The organism is Rossellomorea sp. NS-SX7, assembly GCF_052828565.1.
This window is the reverse complement of sequence record NZ_CM128249.1, coordinates 948,239-966,400: the sequence shown is the minus strand read 5'-3', so window position 1 is coordinate 966,400 and position 18,162 is coordinate 948,239. Positions and strand designations below refer to the sequence as shown.

19 protein-coding genes are annotated in these 18,162 nt (G+C 41.9%); 8 read left to right on the top strand and 11 right to left on the bottom strand.

From position 1 onward, the window contains the following. Nucleotides 1–76: 76 nt before the first annotated feature. Nucleotides 77–916: a hypothetical protein gene (locus tag ACUXV2_RS04710; protein ID WP_446245894.1), complete on the bottom strand. Its 840-nt coding sequence runs from the start codon at nucleotides 914–916 to the stop codon at nucleotides 77–79. Between the two features lie 456 nt (nucleotides 917–1,372). On the opposite strand from ACUXV2_RS04710, the gene ACUXV2_RS04705 reads away from it, so the two are divergent. Further along, nucleotides 1,373–1,903: a universal stress protein gene (locus tag ACUXV2_RS04705; RefSeq protein ID WP_446245893.1), complete on the top strand. Its 531-nt coding sequence runs from the start codon at nucleotides 1,373–1,375 to the stop codon at nucleotides 1,901–1,903. A 50-nt stretch (nucleotides 1,904–1,953) separates the two neighbouring features. On the opposite strand, the gene ACUXV2_RS04700 is transcribed toward ACUXV2_RS04705, so the two are convergent. Together ACUXV2_RS04700 and ACUXV2_RS04695 are read right to left on the bottom strand one after the other, a co-directional pair. After that, nucleotides 1,954–2,409, bottom strand: a complete 456-nt coding sequence (locus ACUXV2_RS04700) for a helix-turn-helix transcriptional regulator (protein ID WP_446245892.1) — start codon at nucleotides 2,407–2,409, stop codon at nucleotides 1,954–1,956. Nucleotides 2,410–2,530: 121 nt separating this feature from the next. Next, complete coding sequence (locus ACUXV2_RS04695; protein WP_446245891.1) at nucleotides 2,531–3,775, bottom strand: dicarboxylate/amino acid:cation symporter; 1,245 nt, start codon at nucleotides 3,773–3,775, stop codon at nucleotides 2,531–2,533. A gap of 357 nt (nucleotides 3,776–4,132) precedes the next feature. Here ACUXV2_RS04695 and ACUXV2_RS04690 point away from each other — a divergent pair, with 357 nt between their 5' ends. Further along, on the top strand, nucleotides 4,133–4,561 hold the full coding sequence (locus ACUXV2_RS04690; RefSeq protein WP_446245890.1) for a low molecular weight phosphatase family protein: 429 nt from the start codon (nucleotides 4,133–4,135) through the stop codon (nucleotides 4,559–4,561). Between the two features lie 55 nt (nucleotides 4,562–4,616). On the opposite strand, the gene splB is transcribed toward ACUXV2_RS04690, so the two are convergent. The 3 genes from splB to ACUXV2_RS04675 form a co-directional block, all read right to left on the bottom strand. Further along, a complete protein-coding gene (gene splB / locus ACUXV2_RS04685; RefSeq protein ID WP_446245889.1) occupies nucleotides 4,617–5,645 on the bottom strand; it encodes a spore photoproduct lyase in 1,029 nt (342 codons plus the stop codon). 12 nt (nucleotides 5,646–5,657) lie between these two features. After that, nucleotides 5,658–5,903 (bottom strand): transcriptional regulator SplA domain-containing protein, encoded by a 246-nt coding sequence (locus ACUXV2_RS04680; protein ID WP_446245888.1) that lies wholly within the window; start codon nucleotides 5,901–5,903, stop codon nucleotides 5,658–5,660. Nucleotides 5,904–6,140: 237 nt separating this feature from the next. Then, complete coding sequence (locus ACUXV2_RS04675) at nucleotides 6,141–7,046, bottom strand: phosphotransferase enzyme family protein (RefSeq protein ID WP_446245887.1); 906 nt, start codon at nucleotides 7,044–7,046, stop codon at nucleotides 6,141–6,143. 81 nt (nucleotides 7,047–7,127) lie between these two features. On the opposite strand from ACUXV2_RS04675, the gene ACUXV2_RS04670 reads away from it, so the two are divergent. Continuing rightward, nucleotides 7,128–8,030 (top strand): aldo/keto reductase, encoded by a 903-nt coding sequence (locus tag ACUXV2_RS04670; RefSeq protein ID WP_446245886.1) that lies wholly within the window; start codon nucleotides 7,128–7,130, stop codon nucleotides 8,028–8,030. Between the two features lie 41 nt (nucleotides 8,031–8,071). Here ACUXV2_RS04670 and ACUXV2_RS04665 read toward each other — a convergent pair whose 3' ends face one another. Next, complete coding sequence (locus tag ACUXV2_RS04665) at nucleotides 8,072–8,260, bottom strand: Fur-regulated basic protein FbpA (protein WP_446245885.1); 189 nt, start codon at nucleotides 8,258–8,260, stop codon at nucleotides 8,072–8,074. A 178-nt stretch (nucleotides 8,261–8,438) separates the two neighbouring features. Then, entirely contained in the window at nucleotides 8,439–8,768 is a 330-nt protein-coding gene (locus ACUXV2_RS04660; RefSeq protein WP_446245884.1) for a hypothetical protein, read from the bottom strand. Between the two features lie 517 nt (nucleotides 8,769–9,285). Here ACUXV2_RS04660 and ACUXV2_RS04655 point away from each other — a divergent pair. The 5 genes from ACUXV2_RS04655 to ACUXV2_RS04635 all read left to right on the top strand — a co-directional run bounded on the left by ACUXV2_RS04655 (nucleotide 9,286) and on the right by ACUXV2_RS04635 (nucleotide 14,591). Next, nucleotides 9,286–10,695: an ABC transporter permease gene (locus ACUXV2_RS04655; protein ID WP_446245883.1), complete on the top strand. Its 1,410-nt coding sequence runs from the start codon at nucleotides 9,286–9,288 to the stop codon at nucleotides 10,693–10,695. Between the two features lie 13 nt (nucleotides 10,696–10,708). After that, nucleotides 10,709–11,407 carry an ABC transporter ATP-binding protein gene (locus tag ACUXV2_RS04650; RefSeq protein WP_446245882.1) on the top strand — a complete coding sequence of 233 codons (699 nt, stop codon included), beginning with the start codon at nucleotides 10,709–10,711 and terminating at the stop codon, nucleotides 11,405–11,407. A 156-nt stretch (nucleotides 11,408–11,563) separates the two neighbouring features. Continuing rightward, nucleotides 11,564–12,850 carry a GntP family permease gene (locus tag ACUXV2_RS04645; RefSeq protein ID WP_446245881.1) on the top strand — a complete coding sequence of 429 codons (1,287 nt, stop codon included), beginning with the start codon at nucleotides 11,564–11,566 and terminating at the stop codon, nucleotides 12,848–12,850. A 155-nt stretch (nucleotides 12,851–13,005) separates the two neighbouring features. Beyond that, nucleotides 13,006–13,782: a 3-hydroxybutyrate dehydrogenase gene (locus ACUXV2_RS04640; RefSeq protein WP_446245880.1), complete on the top strand. Its 777-nt coding sequence runs from the start codon at nucleotides 13,006–13,008 to the stop codon at nucleotides 13,780–13,782. Between the two features lie 173 nt (nucleotides 13,783–13,955). Then, nucleotides 13,956–14,591 (top strand): YczE/YyaS/YitT family protein, encoded by a 636-nt coding sequence (locus ACUXV2_RS04635; RefSeq protein WP_446245879.1) that lies wholly within the window; start codon nucleotides 13,956–13,958, stop codon nucleotides 14,589–14,591. Nucleotides 14,592–14,651: 60 nt separating this feature from the next. Here the strand turns inward: ACUXV2_RS04635 and ACUXV2_RS04630 are convergent, their stop codons facing one another. The 3 genes from ACUXV2_RS04630 to ACUXV2_RS04620 all read right to left on the bottom strand — a co-directional run bounded on the left by ACUXV2_RS04630 (nucleotide 14,652) and on the right by ACUXV2_RS04620 (nucleotide 17,898). Then, the gene (locus ACUXV2_RS04630; RefSeq protein WP_446245878.1) at nucleotides 14,652–14,996 is read right to left on the bottom strand and encodes a hypothetical protein; all 345 of its coding nucleotides are present in this window, start codon (nucleotides 14,994–14,996) and stop codon (nucleotides 14,652–14,654) included. A gap of 145 nt (nucleotides 14,997–15,141) precedes the next feature. Next, a complete protein-coding gene (locus ACUXV2_RS04625; protein ID WP_446245877.1) occupies nucleotides 15,142–16,554 on the bottom strand; it encodes a SpoVR family protein in 1,413 nt (470 codons plus the stop codon). A 162-nt stretch (nucleotides 16,555–16,716) separates the two neighbouring features. Next, a complete protein-coding gene (locus ACUXV2_RS04620) occupies nucleotides 16,717–17,898 on the bottom strand; it encodes an MFS transporter (protein WP_446245876.1) in 1,182 nt (393 codons plus the stop codon). Between the last annotated feature and the right edge of the window lie 264 nt (nucleotides 17,899–18,162).

The window sequence follows — 18,162 nt, the reverse complement described above, 5'->3', positions numbered from 1 at the left end:
TCACCCTCCATGGAACGATGAGCGTCTCTTGGTGGTTTTTTCCTCCGTCTAAAGTCTGATGCCGCTTCATCCCTTCTTAAAAACGCAGGGAAATTTCTCTCATGATCCTATTATTCACTGCCTCCCATGATGATTGATCACGTTCGATATGAATCAAATCCAAATTGGCGTTTGCTAATATGGACTTTTCAAGGTTTACACGATGTTTCAGATAGCTCAATACCCCTTTCAGATCATTTGTGAGGCCGTGATTCACCCCATATGACTGTTTGGTGTAGTAGTCCCTTACAAATTGAAACCACTGCTCGGAACGTTCCGCCATAACATGTTGGAATGATTCTTTGATATCAATCGGCTCTATGTAGATAATCATAGGCTGATACTTCTTCACTTGATTTAAGAGAGCAAGCACAAATTCTTCAATGAAATCCTCCTGCATGTCATTCCTGGCACTCAGAAACGTAGTTGGGTTCTGCAGCAGACTGCAATCCAATATGTAAATATCATCTGTTTTGGTAAGTATTTGGTTGAATTGTTCCCATTTATATTTAATGAGAGCTGTATAAATCGCAGGTTCCTCGTTGTAGATATCAAAACTTGATATTTCATTTATTAAATCCTCAGGGAAACCTCTGCTTGCAGACATCTTTGTATAATGAACCAACATCCCATACTCAGTCGGCTCACAATAAAACTGTAAATCAATAGGTGACTCACTATAATTTTTTTCAAAATAAGTCAACTGCTCTTCAGACAGCAATGCGACTCCTTCATAATCAGCAGGCTGCTCCTCTTCCCCTTCAATACATGCTTTGACACGGAGACCTTTATCCTTTAATATTTCTGAAATCATTTGGACTGTCGAAGTTTTCCCTGCACCCGGGATCCCTTCTACAAAAATAACCCTTCCACTCATCCCCAACTCTCCCTCAACCAATATCTTCTATTTTATCACGGCTATCAAAAAACAATCATAATTTTTCGTTAAACGTTCACACTAATAATACAACTCACAATCAGAAGTTTATTCAAATGATATTCAGGAATGTTTCGAGTAGAAAGCAACCGGGTAACAGTACATTAACCGGTTGTAATGAATGCAAAAACACACTATTGATATCTATAAGTCGAGGTGAATCACATGTTACGTACAATCCTAATGGTCATTGGTGCAATTGTAGTAATTGGCTGGATTATCAGCATGCTATAATTATTAATTTAATTAATCAGCTATTATACGTTTTATATGTCAGTAACATAGAAAGAGCAGGATGGATCTTCCCCCTATCCTGCTCTTTCTTTTTGCTGAAAAAATGATTAAGCCTTTATTAAACGGGGTAAACAATGTACATCATACAAATGAGGTGATTACATGTATAAGCACTTACTAGTAGCTTATGATGAAACTGACGGAAGTAAAAAAGCGTTAGATGAAGCGTTGAAACTAACTAAATTATCACCAGATACAAAACTTACGATCCTTTATGTTTCAGACGAGAAAGGGACAACAGAAACACGTGATCATTATACTCCTACCCACGCAATTGCTGATACGGCGCCTGGGTTTGATAATCAGTATATGGGGAATTTATCAGGATCCCGTGATGAAAAAGTAAACTCTACTCAAGCAGTGGAGACAAACAAAGGAATCACGGCCCCATCTTCTTCTCATGCTATCTTGAGAAATGTAAAAGAAAAGTTAAGTCCTTACCAGCTCAACACGAACTATGTTCACCTATCAGGCTCAGAAGCGAAGCGGATTTGTGAGTATGCAAAAGAAAACAACGTAGATCTCGTACTAGTCGGCCATACTGGAAAGTCCAATCTAAAAAAATGGATGCTTGGAAGTGTCAGTGAAAAAGTTGCACATGATTGCGAATCAAGTGTCCTGCTGGTCAAATAACAGACAAAAAGTGAAGGAACCTGAATAGTCAGGTTCCTTCACTTTTATTGTCAGCCATTTGATGAGATTTCATCAAACCTGCTATGTGAATCATCTTCATCAAAGCTGCTGTATACCCGAAAGTCATCACTATCCAGTATCCGATAGTGTTTGCTGAAAAGATTCTGTTGAAGGACGTATCCTTCATTCTTCCTGATTTCTTTCCACCATACTTTCCCGCCAAGCGTCTTTTCTTTACGAAAGTCCATCCCTTCACGGGCAATCGTCTCAATTATTTCGAGCGGTTCCCCACCTACACTTGAAGTCAAAGTCTCATTGTCTCTGAACAAGGCACATACCGCAATAACCGCTGTCCAGCTAGCAGCTGCTCTTCCTTTTTCAATTTGAACAAGGGTCTTTTTAGACAGACCGATCACATTCGCCATTTTATCTTGTGTGTAACCCGCTTCCGTTCTGATTAATCGCAGCTTATTGGAAATAATTTGAATAATTTCTTCTTTGGTCATTGGAACACCTGCTTTTCTTGACTTAGTGTAATATTACACTAGTCCTCACTTCAAATTCAACTATAAAAATCGGCCTAAAAAAAGGAGATAATCGCTTTATCAAGCGATTATCTCCTTGGGACTAAACGTCGCCTCTTTGCTCCTTGATTGTACGTTTCTTCTCACTCTCGGAAACAAACAGGGCACATGCTGCATCTCCTGAAATATTGATTGATGTTCTGGCCATATCAAGTAAACGGTCGATTCCCAGAATCAAGCCGATTCCTTCGACAGGAAGGCCGACAGAACTTAGGACCATAGCAAGCAGGATCAATCCCACACCCGGAACACCTGCTGTACCGATACTTGCAAGGACCGCTGTCAGTACGACTGTCACTAGCTGTTCAAAGGTCAGGTCAATGCCATAAACCTGAGCAATGAAGACCGTAGCGACACCTTGCATGATCGCTGTTCCATCCATATTGATTGTAGCCCCTAAAGGCTGAACGAATGAACTTATTGGTTTTGAAACTTTCAATCTCTCCTGTGCGACTTCCATTGATATCGGCAATGTCGCATTACTGCTTGAAGTACTGAACGCAACACTCATGGCAGGGCTGAAACTTTTAAAGAACCAGAGTGGATTTTTCTTGGCAAGCAAGAATACGGTGCTGCCGTAGGTGATGATAGCATGGATGATCAATGCAGCTAAAACGACGACAAAGTACAGCCACATTGCTTTAAGGGCGCTCATCCCCTGACTGCCGATTGCTGAAGCGATAAGTCCAAATGTTCCATACGGAGCAAACTTCATTACAAGCGTCACAAGGTACATCATCAATTCATTACCCTGTTCGACTAATTTTAAGATTCCTTTCGTCTTTTCACCAAGAGCAGTCAGACCGAATCCGATGAAGATGGCAAATGCAATGATTTGCAGCATATTCCCTTCCGTCATGGCGGTCAAAGGATTTTTAGGAATAATATTCATGATTGTCTCCCCTACAGGAGGAGCTTTCTCGGATTTAAATTCCTCAGCTTGGGTGCGGTCGATTCCTTCAACTAATCCGGGATCAACAATGTTTGCTAATGACAGCCCGATCACAATGGCAATACATGTCGTTACCAAAAAGTAAACGATGGTTTTCAATCCGATTCTTCCAAGCTTCTTCGGATCACCAAGGCCTGCGGACCCCAAGACGATGGATAAGAACACGATCGGTACAACCAGCATGCTGATCAAGTTCAGGAATATCTTGCCCAGTGGAGTGAATAAGTAAGGATCTAATATATCGAATACATCTTTAGCAAATATATTCAGAGCCAGTCCTACCAGAGCCCCGAGAATCAAGGCAAGGATGATCTTTGTTGTTAAGTTGAATTTCATAGATGTACCTCCTTATATAAAACTAAAAATCAGGATTGCTTCAATTACACAAAATAATTTACAGATGTTTACCCTTTTATAAAATTTCTAAACCTTTTTTTACTTATACTATGCCATGCCAGCCTTTCGAGGTTTTCCCTTTATCATTATACTGATTTATTTAAAAATTAAATTAGTTTCTCCCTAATTTCAATCTTTTCTACCATGTAAAGAAAGTTTCATTACATAAAAAAAGGGATTTATTAATCACTTTTACCTATAAAGATTTTTCCAGAAACTTTCAATGAACTTATTGATTACATTACTCGGTATTGGGTAAATAGTAATAACAGCATGAAAACAGAAAGGAACATAGCTATGAATAAGACTGTATATTTTCTTTCAAGCAGCCAGCAGCGAAGTTTAATAGCTGAAGGCTGGGCCGAAAAACTTTCTGTTCCAAACTGGACTTTCAAAAGTGCCGGATGGGTTGATGCGAAGGATCAAGAGCTTTCTGTCCTTGCAATGAAGGAATTATGTATTGATATTAGTTCATTCCCGCGTACCCGAATAGAGATACCTGACTTAGATCAAGCTTCGGTGATCGTGAAGATTCAAGACAGTGAGTACGATGAAGACATCAGCCTGCCATCTGATTTAGAAAAGAAAGTGATTTATTGGCACCTTCCGAATCCAAGGAAAAGGTCCAGGAATCAAGTGGAAGAATGGGCAAGATATCAGGAAATCTGTGATGAAATAGCATTAAAAGTAAAGAGTCTTGAAACAATCCTTCCCGACTTCAATTGAGAGGACTGATCATCATTTCACTTCAAATGGTATCAGTCCTTTTTTTACACTTCTATTAAGTAAAATACTCCAGTTTTGCCTGGGGGAAATATTCCTCCATATAGGAATATAGCCGGTCCTTTAATTCTTGTTCTTCATCTTTTTGATAAATATATTTTCCAATACCATATTTCCCCCATTTGTATCGGCGCTCTTCTTCATTCAGTTCAAGCTTCGTCATCGGATAATTTTTTTCAATCACCCGTTTTGCAGGTTTGGTGAAACGGTGCTGAATGAATTCAAAGGTCAAATCTTTCTTGGCTTCGGGTGGAAGATGCTGATTCAGGTGTTCAAACATTTTCCTGTACCCTTCTTCCCAGCCCTCATGGATATAGATAGGGGCAACTATGAACCCCAACGGATATCCTGCCCTTGCAATTTTACCGGCAGCCTCCAATCGTTTATCGAGAGGTGATGTACCCGGCTCGAAATTCTTGATGACATAGTCTGCATTTATGCTGAACCTGAATCTAGTCTTACCATTATGCTTTGCATCCAGTAAATGGTCGACGTGGTGGAACTTTGTCACAAACCTTAATTTACCATGATCAGATTTACCAAAATGCTCGATCGCACGCTTTAGGGTATGGGTAAGGTGGTCCACACCTACGATATCCGAGGTACATGCAGCTTCGAACCTTGTAACCTCAGGGGCTCTTTCAGATATATAGTTATCCGCTGCCTCCAGGATTTCATCTACATTCACATATGTCCGAATATAGGGTTTGCTTCCCATTGTCGTCTGTAAGTAACAGTAATGACAGTGCCCCATGCAGCCCGTAGCGAACGGAATGGCATATTCAGCGGATGGTTTGGACGTATCGAACTTCAATGTTTTCCTTACCCCCACCACCAATGTGGACTTCGCGATCCTGTATTTCTGGAAGTGATTTTCCCCTGGTAGATTTCTCACCTGGTTATGAGAAGTGGTATATCGTATTTCGATGTCCATTTTCTCAAACTTTTCTTTAAGCACTTTCCCCAACGGATACTCCAATGCACCTGGTTCAAAGTAGACAAGCTGCGGTACGAATGGTTTAACCATATTTCATCCCCCCTATAAGTCCCCGAATGATTGATTATATACCTGCTCTGCTTCCGCTTCAGAAGAGTATACCGCCAGATCATCTGTCAGGGGATAATATGTTTCATATAGAAATAAAGCCAATTCTTCCGGATTTTCCGGATTATTAACGACTGCCGCTTCCTGAACATTCGCAACGCTTTGAGTATGAGGATTTCGGTATATTACGTACACCACGTCTCCGGCATGAAAGGGGTAACCCTGATTATTCACATCCATCATCTTCACCTTCTCATTTCATTTTTTATGCTCTCGTCACACACCGAATAATCTTTTCGTTGTGTCAACATCGAAAGTTGAGTCTCTTGTACGCACTCCATTCCAAGTGTACGTACATAAGTCACCTCTTTTTTTACGCTTTTTTTCGAGAACACATTTCTTTCATTTTTTCTCACGAGGTGAAGAATTATGATGGTAAAAGATGTTTTGCAGTTTCATCCCCCAACCCAATTCCGATTAGAAGTCAGTAAGTAATGCTAAATACTTCTTATCCGCTATCAAATCATCAACCTTTTTCACACACCATTCGACTGTCTGATCAAGCCCCTGTCGGGAGTAATACAATGTGTACTGAAGGAGGAACAGTATGACGAGCGGCGGAATGGATCGTATTTCTGTATCACTTAATGGCTGTTTTATGCTGTATCCCTTAAGAAACAAGTGTATTTTCTCAATAAAAAGGGAGGAGTCAACTTTTCTAGAAGTATCTCTCAGGATACTTGTGATCATATATGCGATATCCCCCACACGGGACGCTTCCCTTATTTTTTCAAAGTCAACCAGGCCGCTGATCACATTTTCATGCCATAAAAAATTACCCAAGTGCACGTCACTGTGTACAAGCTGCAGAGTCAGTTGATTGTAAACTCGTTCATACGGTTCAATCTCACCGTACACTCTCCCTGCCCAAGCATTCAAATCGGGATTGGGTATTGAAAGCCAGCTTTTCATATTCCCATATACATCCCAGAGAACTGTATCCTTTTTAAGAGGGTATTTTTCCAACGTTAGATGCAAACCAGCCAGATACTTTCCCAGCAAGAAAAATTGATCGGAGGTCATCATACTGCTTTTCGGGATTGAAGTCCCCTCCAAAGAAGCATATAAAGAATAACAGCTTCCTCCCTTGACGATGGACACTTCCCCTTGTTTGGTTAAAAGCGGCGTTTCCACCGGAATGCCTTCGCCTACCAAATATTGAGTGATGCGGTATTCTTCCAAACGTTCACCAAGGGAGGTTCGTTTTCTCCTTTTCAAATAGAATGCGTACCCTTCGGAGATGACTGTCAATATATTCGATTGATGGCTCATGATGTTGATTTTACCGAGATCCCAATTTTTCAGAAGGTCTTTCATTTTCATTTCATTCCACATCATAGTAAGATACATTTTAGTATTACTAATTGCTATTGACTACATACTGACATGAAATGGGGTATACATATGGAAAGAATCACTGTGCAAGAAGATTTATCATTTTCCAGGATCATACATGGATTATGGAGGCTTTCTGAGTGGGAGCAATCAAAGGAAGAAACATTGTCATTGATTCAATACAACCTGGAAAACGGCATCACTACTTTCGACCATGCAGATATTTATGGGTCCTACACTTGTGAAGAGATTTTCGGGGATGCCCTTTCATTGAAACCATCACTCAGGCAAGAGATGGAGATCGTGACGAAATGCGGCATCGTTCTTCCCTCAAAGAATCGTCCTGAGCATAAAACGCATCATTACAATACGAGTAAAAAGCATATAATGTCCTCAGTGGAGCAGTCTTTACAAAACCTGCGCACTGATTACATCGATGTACTGCTTATTCACCGCCCCGATCCATTCATGAATGGTGAAGAAGTAGCTGAAGCCTTCACCCAGCTTAAGGATCAAGGAAAGGTACGCCATTTCGGTGTATCCAATTTTAAAGATCATCAATGGAGCATGCTTCAATCATACCTGCCATTTCCATTAGTGACCAACCAGATTGAATTGTCCGCTTACCAACTTGAAAACTTTGAAGACGGCACTCTTAATCTTTGTCAGGAAAAAAGAGTGGCACCAATGGCATGGTCACCGCTTGCAGGTGGAAACATCTTCACCGGTAAAGATGAGAAAGCCGTTCGCCTGCGAGAAACATTAATGAAAATTCAGGGTGAGACCGGTGCAGAAGGAATCGATTCCATTCTTTATGCATGGTTGATGAATCATCCTGCAGGCATCATGCCGATTGTAGGTTCAGGAAAGAAAGAACGCATTCAGAGAGCAATAAACTCTTTGGAACTGAAGTTAAATCATGATCAGTGGTTTGAGATCCTGCAAAGTTCAATGGGTCACGACGTCCCATAAGAATCACAAAAAAGACGATCCTTCACAAAAGGTTCGTCTTTTTAACTGATTAGATCTTTGTTGCTTATATAATACTCAATGTATACTTCCTGAAGTTCGTTCATCGATAGTTCATAAAGTTGTTTGCCAACATATTTATATACGCCTATTCTCAGTAGTTGCTGTATATAAAAGTCTTTTTTCATTTCAGGTGAATTCGCATTGTTTGTTTTACTTTCATGGTGCAGCATTTTTCATCCCTCCAAAAGGGGATATACCCCAAAGGGAGATCAAGTTAAACCAGCGTACGCTTCTTTTCCAGCATTTACTTCCAGAAAACAGCTGCCTTTCAACTATTTATAACAAGAAGTCAGCGAAAAAAGCATGGAATAAAAAAAGCCCAGGTGTGTCTCCCTGAGCATTTATTCCTTAATTCTGCTGAAGCTGCTTTTTCTTATCACGCTTAATGAAGAAATCAAGCCCTGCCCAGAAGATAACCGATATGATGGCAAAATACGCAATGGCAAAATAAATGTCTTCCGCTTTCCACTGGAGCCTGGGAATCATAAGTCCTAACCCGCCTGATACCACATAATAAATACCAATTAACTGCAAAAACAACTTTCTTGGCGCTTCTATATTCTCCACATAGCCTTTACCTGCTTTTCCAAAAAAAATAGCGATTCCTCTTAAAATGATATAAGCGGAAAAAGCTATGATGATCGCTACAACAAACTCCTGATTGAATACGTTTGCCATACTCTTTCTCCTTTCCTGCTATCCATTTTGTCTTTTATCCGGTATGGTCTTTTATCTCAATGTCGTTTCTTATGAATCATACGTCCTGTACAAAAAATCCGTACGGAGACTGGAAATGGATTTGGTGTTGGTACTTTAAAAGGATAAACTCAATACGTTCTATTTTCAAGTGTTTTTCTTGTACCGCGTGTCCGAATAAAAAGATGGTTCCTTTCGTGTCTCAAGTGGACTTCGTTCATCTCATTGTATATTCCTTTGTTCCTTAACATTTAAACATTACGACATTCTTTGTTCATAGTTTCGTCATAATTGATGGATAAGCTATCACTATATCAGCAGATAAAGAAAGGATGAAATGGATTGACAAAATCAAAAAAGGCTTCCAGTGTACTACTCACCAGGTCTTTACACTTGGAAGAGTAATTGAGGTTGAGCGTGAAGAGTTAAACAAATAATTTTCTAGAGGGATAAAAAAAGAAAAAAGATCCCTATTAATCATGGATGGGAGAACAGGAGAATGAATTTTATTAAACGTGCCGTTTGGAGTGTAAAGGCCAGATTGGGTAAAAGTATGCTGTTACTTATTGTACTGACTGTCCTATCTGTTCTGGTGCTTTCGGGTCTGACGATCCAGACCGCTGCTGAGCAGTCGAGTGTTTTAGCCCGTGAAAAACTTGGAGGTGAAGTCACTTTAACGGTAGACAGGGAAAAGCTTATGGCCGAGCAGCAGGATGAAGCAGGGAGAAGAGCCCGGTTTGAACCGGTCCCCATTCCTGTGGATTCAGCAAATGACTTAACAGATTCCTCATATGTAAAGGGGTACAATTATTATTCCAGTACTTCTGCTCTTGCCAGCGGTTTTACACCTATAGGAAGCGATGAATCCGATGATGATCAGGAACAAAGCAATGGATTTCCGGGCGGCAGGATGGCTGGGGATGTTTCAATTCAAGGAGTATTATACTCAGACTCTGCAGACTCCTTCCTAAACGGGGATGCAACTTTAATAGATGGCCGCCACCTTACAGAGGAAGATGCAAACAAACAAGTCGCATTGATCGAGAAAAACCTTGCCAATGAAAATGAACTGCAGGCAGGCGACTCATTGACCGTCTCTAATGTGGATGGTCTGGAAATTGAATTAGAAATCGCCGGCATCTATGAAACAACCGCTGAGATCGATGAACGTGCTCAGAACTTCACGTTTCTAAACCCATATAACCAGCTATATGTTCCATATACTGCAGCAAATGCTTTAAAAGGCTCAAGCGGGACCATCGACCGGGCGGTATACTACATGGATGATCCTGAGAACATCCCAGCATTTTTGACCGATGCCAAAGCTTCATCATCCATTGATTTCGACACATTTAAACTTGATGCCAATGATCAATTGTATCAACAGATGATGGGACCGATTGAGAATGTTGCGTCCTTTTCAAACAACATCGTCATTCTTGTCACCATAGCCGGTGCGATCATATTGGCCCTCATCGTCATGATGACAATGAGGGAAAGAAAGTATGAAATGGGCGTATTGCTAGCGATCGGGGAAAAGAAAGGAAAACTCATCAGCCAATTCCTCATTGAAATATTGATTGTCGCTATCATAGCAATGGGAATATCGACTTTATCAGGAAATGTAATCGCAGAGCAAATGGGAAAACAATTACTTCAGCAAGAAATTTCCCAGTCCAGTGAGTCTGCTGATATGCCGGCCTCCTTTAACTCTGAACGCCGAAATCCGTTTCAGCAGCAGCCGGGTGCTCAAGATGTAGAAGTAGTGGATGAATTGTCTATTGATATTACGGGTGAAGACTTGATCCAATTGTTTTCAATCGGGATGATCGTTGTACTCCTTTCCACCCTGCTACCGTCGCTGACGGTTCTAAGACTGCATCCGAAAACAATATTGACGAAGGACTAAGGAGGTCACGCCCATGAGCCAGCTATTGAAATTTGAAAGCGTAAGCTACAGCTACAAACGAGGTACAGATGTACAACCTATTTTAAATAATGTAACGGCGGAGTTTGAAAGGGGCATATTTTATACGTGTGTAGGTCCATCAGGTTCGGGGAAAACAACGTTCCTCTCCCTGGCAAGCGCACTGGATGTCCCGACAGAAGGAAAAGTACTATTCGAGGGGAAAGACATTAAAGAAATAGGATTGTCGACATTCAGGAATCAGCATGTATCCATCGTCTTTCAATCCTATAACCTTCTCCCTTATATGACAGCCCTGCAAAATGTGATAACCGCAATGGAAATCACCAAGTCAAAAGTAGATAACAAATGGGCATATGCCTTGGAAATGCTTAAAAAAGTAGGCATTTCAGAAGAAAAAGCCCGGCAAAAAGTGCTGACTCTGAGCGGAGGGCAGCAGCAAAGAGTCTCTATTGCAAGAGCACTTTCTTGTCAATCGAACCTTATTCTCGCAGACGAACCAACCGGGAATCTGGATGAAGATACGGCAAGAGGAATTGTCGAACTTTTCAAGGACCTAGCCCATAACGATAACAAATGTGTGATTGTAGTCACCCATGACCAAGGCTTGGCACGTGAATCGGATACTGTCATCAGCCTTTCTAAAGGAAAGCTTTATTTTGACCATAAGAGAAAAACAGAGAAGCTGGTATAAACCAGGATGATCAAACGAGGCAGTCCCCGTTCGTCACAATCAGTGACGTGCGGGGCTGCCTTTTTATTTTCATATTTTCTTGTTTCACACGTGGAATCTGGATAAATCCATATGTTATTGGAAAAATAACATACAAACATGTATGAGAGGTGAATTATGACTAGCATTATTATTGGATTACTCCTGCTTATGTTATTAGCTTATTTGGGCTGGTCCATCATATGGATTGCCCCGTTGGTCGCAGGACTGGTTGCCCTCATGAGCGGCCTGGATCTCTTGCCTGCATATACAGACACTTATATGACCGGCTTTGTAGATTTCGCAAAAGAATGGTTTCCTGTCTTCCTGTTCGGGGCGATTTTTGGAAAACTCATGGAGGATGTGGGCGCCGCACAATCTGTAGCCTATAAAATTACGAGTATCATAGGTAAGGACCGTGCCATTCTTGGTGTGCTCATTGCGGCAGCTGTCTTGACTTATGGGGGTGTCAGCCTGTTCGTGGTGGTATTTGCCATCTATCCATTGGCCATCGCCATGTTCAGGGAGGCGGATATTACGAGGAAACTTCTCCCTCCTGTCTTTGTACTGGGGGCATTCACCTTCACAATGACCGCCATCCCCGGTACCCCTCAAATCCAGAACTTGATACCGATGGATTATTTTAAGACATCACCGACTGCCGCACCCATCATCGGGATTGTCGGCGGATTGATCATGGCGGCGGGTGGATATTTCTATCTAAGATGGCGTCAAAGCATGTTCACGAAAAAAGGGGATACGTTCACAGAGCCTAAAGAAGGTAACGAAGTAAAGGAAATCAACAAAGATGAGCTGCCTAATTTCTATTTGTCCTTTTTACCTTTAGTCATCGTGGTTGTAACATTGAATGTATTTGACTGGAATATCTTAACGTCCCTCTTGGTGGGGATCCTTTCCATACTTTTGATAAATGTGAAGCATTTCAAGAAATTCATCCCGTCTATAAACGGAGGTGCCAAAGGATCAGTCATGGCGGTCATCAATACAAGTGCCGCGGTTGGATTCGGAGCTGTCGTGACTGCCGCTCCGGGTTTCAAAACACTGACAAATCTTATTCTTGGCATTAAAGGAAACCCGGTCATATCAGAAGCCATCGCCGTACAGGTCCTGGCTGCCATCACCGGTTCCGCATCCGGAGGGATGGGCATTGCCCTGGAGGCATTGGGGGATAAGTATTATGAGTTGTCACAGACATCCGGAATCAGTGCAGAAGCCTTTCACAGAATCGCTTCCATCTCATCCGGTGCATCCATCCTGCCGCATAATGGAGCTTTGCTGACACTGTTTGCAGTCACTGGCCTGACCCATAAAGACTCCTATCTCGATGTGGCAGTCGTCGGTTTATTGATTCCGACTGTAGCTGAAATCGTGTCCATCATTTTAGCGAATATGGGGATTTATTAATTTGATTATTATGGTTGCTTTATAATAACCGGGGTATTTTTAATCGTACGCCCTGCCCATGGTTTTAGCTTTTACGGTATGCTTTGGCGTACGGACATAAGAAATTCCATCCTATGATTAAAAATCTATTTGATAAAATTGGAGGATCACTCATTATGGTAAATGAAAAAGTTGTATTCATTACTGGGGCTGCACGCGGCATCGGATTTGAAATCGGGGAACATTTTGCCCAAAACGGTGCCAAGGTTGTGTTATCTGATATCAATCAGGAAGGACTTGATGAAGCCGTTGATGATTTGAAAGACAGAGGGTTTGATGCGATTGGTATCAAGTGTGACGTTACGAATGAAGACGAAGTCAAAGCAGGTATCGATAAAACTGTCGAGCATTATGGAAGAATCGATGTATTGATCAATAATGCAGGAATCCAGCATGTGGCTCCGATCGAAGAATTCCCCATCGAGAAATTTGAGCTGCTCATTAAAATCATGCTGACTGCTCCATTCATCGCTACCAAATTTGCTTTTCCACATATGAAGAAGCAAAAGTTCGGGCGTATCATCAACATGGCTTCCATCAATGGTCTGATTGGATTCGCCGGGAAGGCAGCCTACAATAGCGCAAAGCATGGTGTCATCGGGCTGACAAAGGTATCTGCACTTGAAGGGGCTGAGCACGGAATAACCGTTAACGCAATGTGCCCAGGCTATGTGGACACGCCTCTTGTGCGTAACCAGCTTAAGGACATCTCCTCAACAAGAGGGGTACCGCTTGAAAAGGTGCTTGAAGAAGTCATTTATCCCTTAGTACCTCAAAAACGCCTGCTATCAGTCGAAGAAATCGCTGATTATACAATGTTCCTCGCAAGTGACAAGGCAAAAGGTGTCACAGGGCAGGCTGTTGTTCTGGATGGCGGATATACAACACAATAAGTGAAGGGGATTACCCGGTCAATAATAGCAGTAAATCGGATCAGAATTCTGATCCGATTTTTTTGTGTTCAACCAGGCACCTTAAAAAAACTAGGAAAACCGTCCGTTTCTAAATAATCGATTTCATTGTAAAATATTGTATAGTGCGATTGATTTCAGGAAAAGGAGAAGTTATGAAAATCTATTGGCAATTAGGTTTTTTCATCATCGGTTTACTCATTTTCAGTTATGGCATCAGTTTGTCGATCAGGGTGCAGTATTTAGGTATTCACCCGTGGGATGTATTGAATATTGCCTTATTCGAAAAGATCGGCCTGACGATTGGAACCTGGAATATCATCATAGGAGCCGCTATGATCGCTGGTACACTCCTCTTGAAGGGTAAATATGTCCGGGTGGGAACGGTCATAAATGGAGTGATGGTTGGTGTACTTGTAGATTTCATTCTCTACTTCAACCTGCTTCCGCCTCTGACGAATGCAGTCGGAGATGTGTTCATGCTCCTTGCTGCCATTGTCTTGATGGGGATTGGCGGAGGATTATACTCTGCTGCACACCTGGGGACGGGACCGAGGGATGGGTTCATGCTGACAATATCAGACAGGACCGGATTCTCTATCAGTTCCGTCAGGATCATTTGTGAATGCTGTGTACTTCTCTTCGGACTATTGCTTGGCGGCCCGGTGTTCATCTTTACATTTATCTATACGTTCATCCAAAGCCCTATTTTCCAGAAGACGTTTCTCTCTTTTACCCGCATGCTGGACAGACGCTTTCCGCAGTCTGACCGGAGTATGAAGGCAGGGTGACCTCCTTGATCACAATGAAAAAGAACAAGCTGCCGAGGCTTGTTCTTCCGTTTGATAGATCTATGTCATTTCGCATGCCACCAAACCATATTGCTGATATGGGTCGAGCTGTTTTATAAACTGGAACAGCTCCTGCACTTTAACGTCGCCCATGTCCTTTTTATAATAATCCTCAAGAAGAGCCAGGATTTCGTCAGGATACATGGGGCATGTATGGCTCCCCCAATCCGTCTGCCTTCCTTCGATCCGATTATAATAAATGTCATCCAACACCGAAAAAAACAAATCATATCCTTTAGGGAAAAATGCACTGATCCTTTTTGGATAATTATGATTCCAGTCGCCTCCCTCATAATGAAATGTCTCATCTGTAAGGTCCCCTATGAATACTTCAACATCTGCCATTTCGATTTCCCCCTCATCCCATAACGTATTTACTACTATATATAAGCCTGTCCATGTAATTTAGAACAGGAAATACTGGTTAAGCCATTTAGGAAGTAATTGAAAAAACCGATACCTTCAAAAAGGAATCGGTTTTCTTCGGGCATTATAGATACTTTCTTTGCACACTGCGTCCATCATACGTAAACAGCATATCCCGGTTCTCGACATGAGTTTCGATATGGACCGGTCTTCCCCAGAGACGATGTACATATGGGAGTACTTTCTCCAAATACTTGATATCCAGCTCCACATCTTCGTACCAATGCTTAAGATAGAGTTCCCCGCTCTTCATATAGTCGCCGTCATTCACCGTTATATAAGGAAACCCTCCATTGACCCTCATGCTTACAAGCTGATCACGTACCGCCGTCCATTCTTTATCCACAATCTTATAGTCTTTTCCTTGTTTCTGGAAGAGATACATATCTTCCCTCATCACTAGATCTTTCGTTAAATAATTGCGTAAAAAGGAAATATCGGATTCGATCTCCCGTACTTCGAACATTTTATCGCGGCCCGAATTCGGTTTCACGCCCCGCTTCTTCATTTCTTCCGTAGGGTTATTATACCGTTCTTCAATATCCTCAAAGATCTTCAATCCCAAATAGTATGGGTTGATCCCCGTACGCGACGGCTGTACGACGCCTGCATTCAGCTTGGCAAATTCAATCGCTTCACCGCTAGTCAGGTCCATCTCACGGATGATCCGCTGATGCCAATAGGATGCCCAGCCTTCATTCATGATCTTGGTTTCAAGCTGGGGCCAGAAATACAGCATCTCTTCCCTCATCATTGTCAGGATGTCCCTTTGCCAGTCTGTCAGTTCACGGCTGTATTGCTCGATGAAAAGAAGGATATCCTTCTCCGGCTGCGGCGGGAACTTCTTCTTCACTTTCTTGGTTTTCCGTTTCTTCGGTTTGTCATCCAGCGACCATAAATCATCATAAGGTGTGATTGGATTCACTTCTTCTTCCACCCATTCCACATCATCCATCGACCATGAAAGCTTCGGTCTCATCAATGATGGATCGATATGTTCATCAATCGCAAGAACCGCATCAAGGAAGTTTTCAACTTCCCTCTTTCCATGTTCAATTTCGTATCTCCTGACACGATCGGCTGTCGCCGCCATGCTTTCCACCATATCCCGCTTTGTATTTTGAAATCTCACATTGTTTTTAAAAAAGTCGCAGTGCGCCAGTACGTGCGCAACAATCAACTTATTTTGAATCAATGAGTTGGAATCCAACAGAAATGCGTAGCATGGATTTGAGTTGATGACAAGTTCATAGATCTTACTGAGACCCAGATCATATTGAAGCTTCATCTTATGGAATTGTTTCCCGAAGCTCCAGTGAGAGAAACGAGTCGGCATCCCATAGGCACCAAATGTATAAATAATGTCAGCAGGACAGATTTCATATCTCATCGGATAAAAGTCGAGGCCGAATCCGGCAGCTATTTCAGTAATTTCACCAATCGCATTCTGCAATTGCTTTTGTTCCTCTTGGTTCATGGTCATCCCCCTCTTTTTACTCTTATCACAATGTATGAGAAGAGGAGCTGATTCATGAGAAGAAATGGACTCTGTTTCTGCCGGATGATTTTTTCAGATTCCAGCTTCAAACAAATAAAAGGCCGTATCCATCAAAAATTGATGATACAGCCTTCATTACATCTAAGCTTTTCTCAATGACTGAATCGGAATCAGAGTGAGAATCAGCAGGATTGCTGAAATGGTAAAAATGATTTGTACACTCGTGATTTCCAAGAGAATTCCCACCCCTAAGGATGACAGTCCGAATAAAAGAGTGGTCAACGCCCCCTGCGCAGCATATATCTTCCCTATCTCTTCATAAGGCGAACTTTCCTGCAAATATGTCTGCAAAACGATGGTTTTAATCTGATCGAATGCACCGAAGATCAGTGATAGAACCAGTGCAAACAAGGCCGCTTTGTTCCAGGCAAAAGCCAGTGTTGCAAGGGATGTCATAATCATGCATACCGGAAGCCACTCATCCCGCCGCCGCGAAAAAAAGCCATGCAGCTTGAACACAAGAAATGAAGCAATCACCAAACCGATGAAAAAGCTGCTGTTGATGAATCCCCACCAAGCTTCACTTCGGTCCAGGACGAGGTCCACATAAAGATAAAGAACGGCTGCAATCCAAACGGCTCCAGCTGCAGCTTCTAAACCATAGATGAAGAAAATATTCCTTAGCCTTTCATTCTTTCTCACTTCAGACCAGCCTTCTCCAAATTGTTTCCACCAGTATTTCTTTTGCTGCAGCGTGGTGCCTGGAATGACCGGAAGCTTCAGCATATATAGCGTGCTCGCAAGAAACAGCAGAATGACAAGTATGAATAATAAGCTTTCATTCAATAATGTCAGCAATAATCCTCCAAGAGCCCAGCTCGAAAATTGAATGGTTTGATCGACGGTCGATAAAAAACCATTCGCACCCATCAATTCTTCCCTCTTTACGATAAAAGGAATATAGGCGTTTCTTGCCGGAAGCGCCCACCCATCCAAAAAGGAAATGACACTTGCAACCCCTAAATAGAGCCATACATTCCCCATTGAATATAAAATCATAACCAAAAACAGAATGAGCAGCAATGTCTTTGCGAGCTGAGAATATGCAATCAAGGATTTCATTTGTGAACGATTCAATAACAGCGGTGCCATCGCACTGCTGATAAATCTTGAAAATGTAATGACCAACGGCACTGCGGTCAAAAAAACCGGTGAACCTGTGACCGCATGAATCAGGGAAATCAACGCAACGATGTACAGGATATCCCCCATATTCGCCAGTGCCTGCCCGATCCAAAGATGTCGAAATGATTTAGAAGCCATGTCTCTTCCTCCCAATATTCAATTTATATTCAGGTAAAAGACATATCACATTGGACGATGGCTCCTCTCACATTTCATTTGATTTCATTTTATCAAACAATTCTGAAGGTGAACACCTGATATATATTAAATGATCATAGTTCGTCCCGCGTATTCAGATCCCGCCATTCCCTGACTGGCCAGTTCCTTGAAGAAGCGTGCAGAAAGTCGTAAAAAAACAGCCAAATAAAAAACTGACTCATTTCGCATCATACGATACTAAGC

Coding starts and splice junctions, on each gene's coding strand:
- ACUXV2_RS04710 (WP_446245894.1), bottom strand. CDS start 916: ATGAGTGGAAGGGTTATTTTTGTAGAAGGGATCCCGGGTGCAGGGAAA.
- ACUXV2_RS04705 (WP_446245893.1), top strand. CDS start 1,373: ATGTATAAGCACTTACTAGTAGCTTATGATGAAACTGACGGAAGTAAA.
- ACUXV2_RS04700 (WP_446245892.1), bottom strand. CDS start 2,409: ATGACCAAAGAAGAAATTATTCAAATTATTTCCAATAAGCTGCGATTA.
- ACUXV2_RS04695 (WP_446245891.1), bottom strand. CDS start 3,775: ATGAAATTCAACTTAACAACAAAGATCATCCTTGCCTTGATTCTCGGG.
- ACUXV2_RS04690 (WP_446245890.1), top strand. CDS start 4,133: ATGAATAAGACTGTATATTTTCTTTCAAGCAGCCAGCAGCGAAGTTTA.
- splB (WP_446245889.1), bottom strand. CDS start 5,645: ATGGTTAAACCATTCGTACCGCAGCTTGTCTACTTTGAACCAGGTGCA.
- ACUXV2_RS04680 (WP_446245888.1), bottom strand. CDS start 5,903: ATGGATGTGAATAATCAGGGTTACCCCTTTCATGCCGGAGACGTGGTG.
- ACUXV2_RS04675 (WP_446245887.1), bottom strand. CDS start 7,046: ATGAAAATGAAAGACCTTCTGAAAAATTGGGATCTCGGTAAAATCAAC.
- ACUXV2_RS04670 (WP_446245886.1), top strand. CDS start 7,128: ATGGAAAGAATCACTGTGCAAGAAGATTTATCATTTTCCAGGATCATA.
- ACUXV2_RS04665 (WP_446245885.1), bottom strand. CDS start 8,260: ATGCTGCACCATGAAAGTAAAACAAACAATGCGAATTCACCTGAAATG.
- ACUXV2_RS04660 (WP_446245884.1), bottom strand. CDS start 8,768: ATGGCAAACGTATTCAATCAGGAGTTTGTTGTAGCGATCATCATAGCT.
- ACUXV2_RS04655 (WP_446245883.1), top strand. CDS start 9,286: ATGAATTTTATTAAACGTGCCGTTTGGAGTGTAAAGGCCAGATTGGGT.
- ACUXV2_RS04650 (WP_446245882.1), top strand. CDS start 10,709: ATGAGCCAGCTATTGAAATTTGAAAGCGTAAGCTACAGCTACAAACGA.
- ACUXV2_RS04645 (WP_446245881.1), top strand. CDS start 11,564: ATGACTAGCATTATTATTGGATTACTCCTGCTTATGTTATTAGCTTAT.
- ACUXV2_RS04640 (WP_446245880.1), top strand. CDS start 13,006: ATGGTAAATGAAAAAGTTGTATTCATTACTGGGGCTGCACGCGGCATC.
- ACUXV2_RS04635 (WP_446245879.1), top strand. CDS start 13,956: ATGAAAATCTATTGGCAATTAGGTTTTTTCATCATCGGTTTACTCATT.
- ACUXV2_RS04630 (WP_446245878.1), bottom strand. CDS start 14,996: ATGGCAGATGTTGAAGTATTCATAGGGGACCTTACAGATGAGACATTT.
- ACUXV2_RS04625 (WP_446245877.1), bottom strand. CDS start 16,554: ATGAACCAAGAGGAACAAAAGCAATTGCAGAATGCGATTGGTGAAATT.
- ACUXV2_RS04620 (WP_446245876.1), bottom strand. CDS start 17,898: ATGGCTTCTAAATCATTTCGACATCTTTGGATCGGGCAGGCACTGGCG.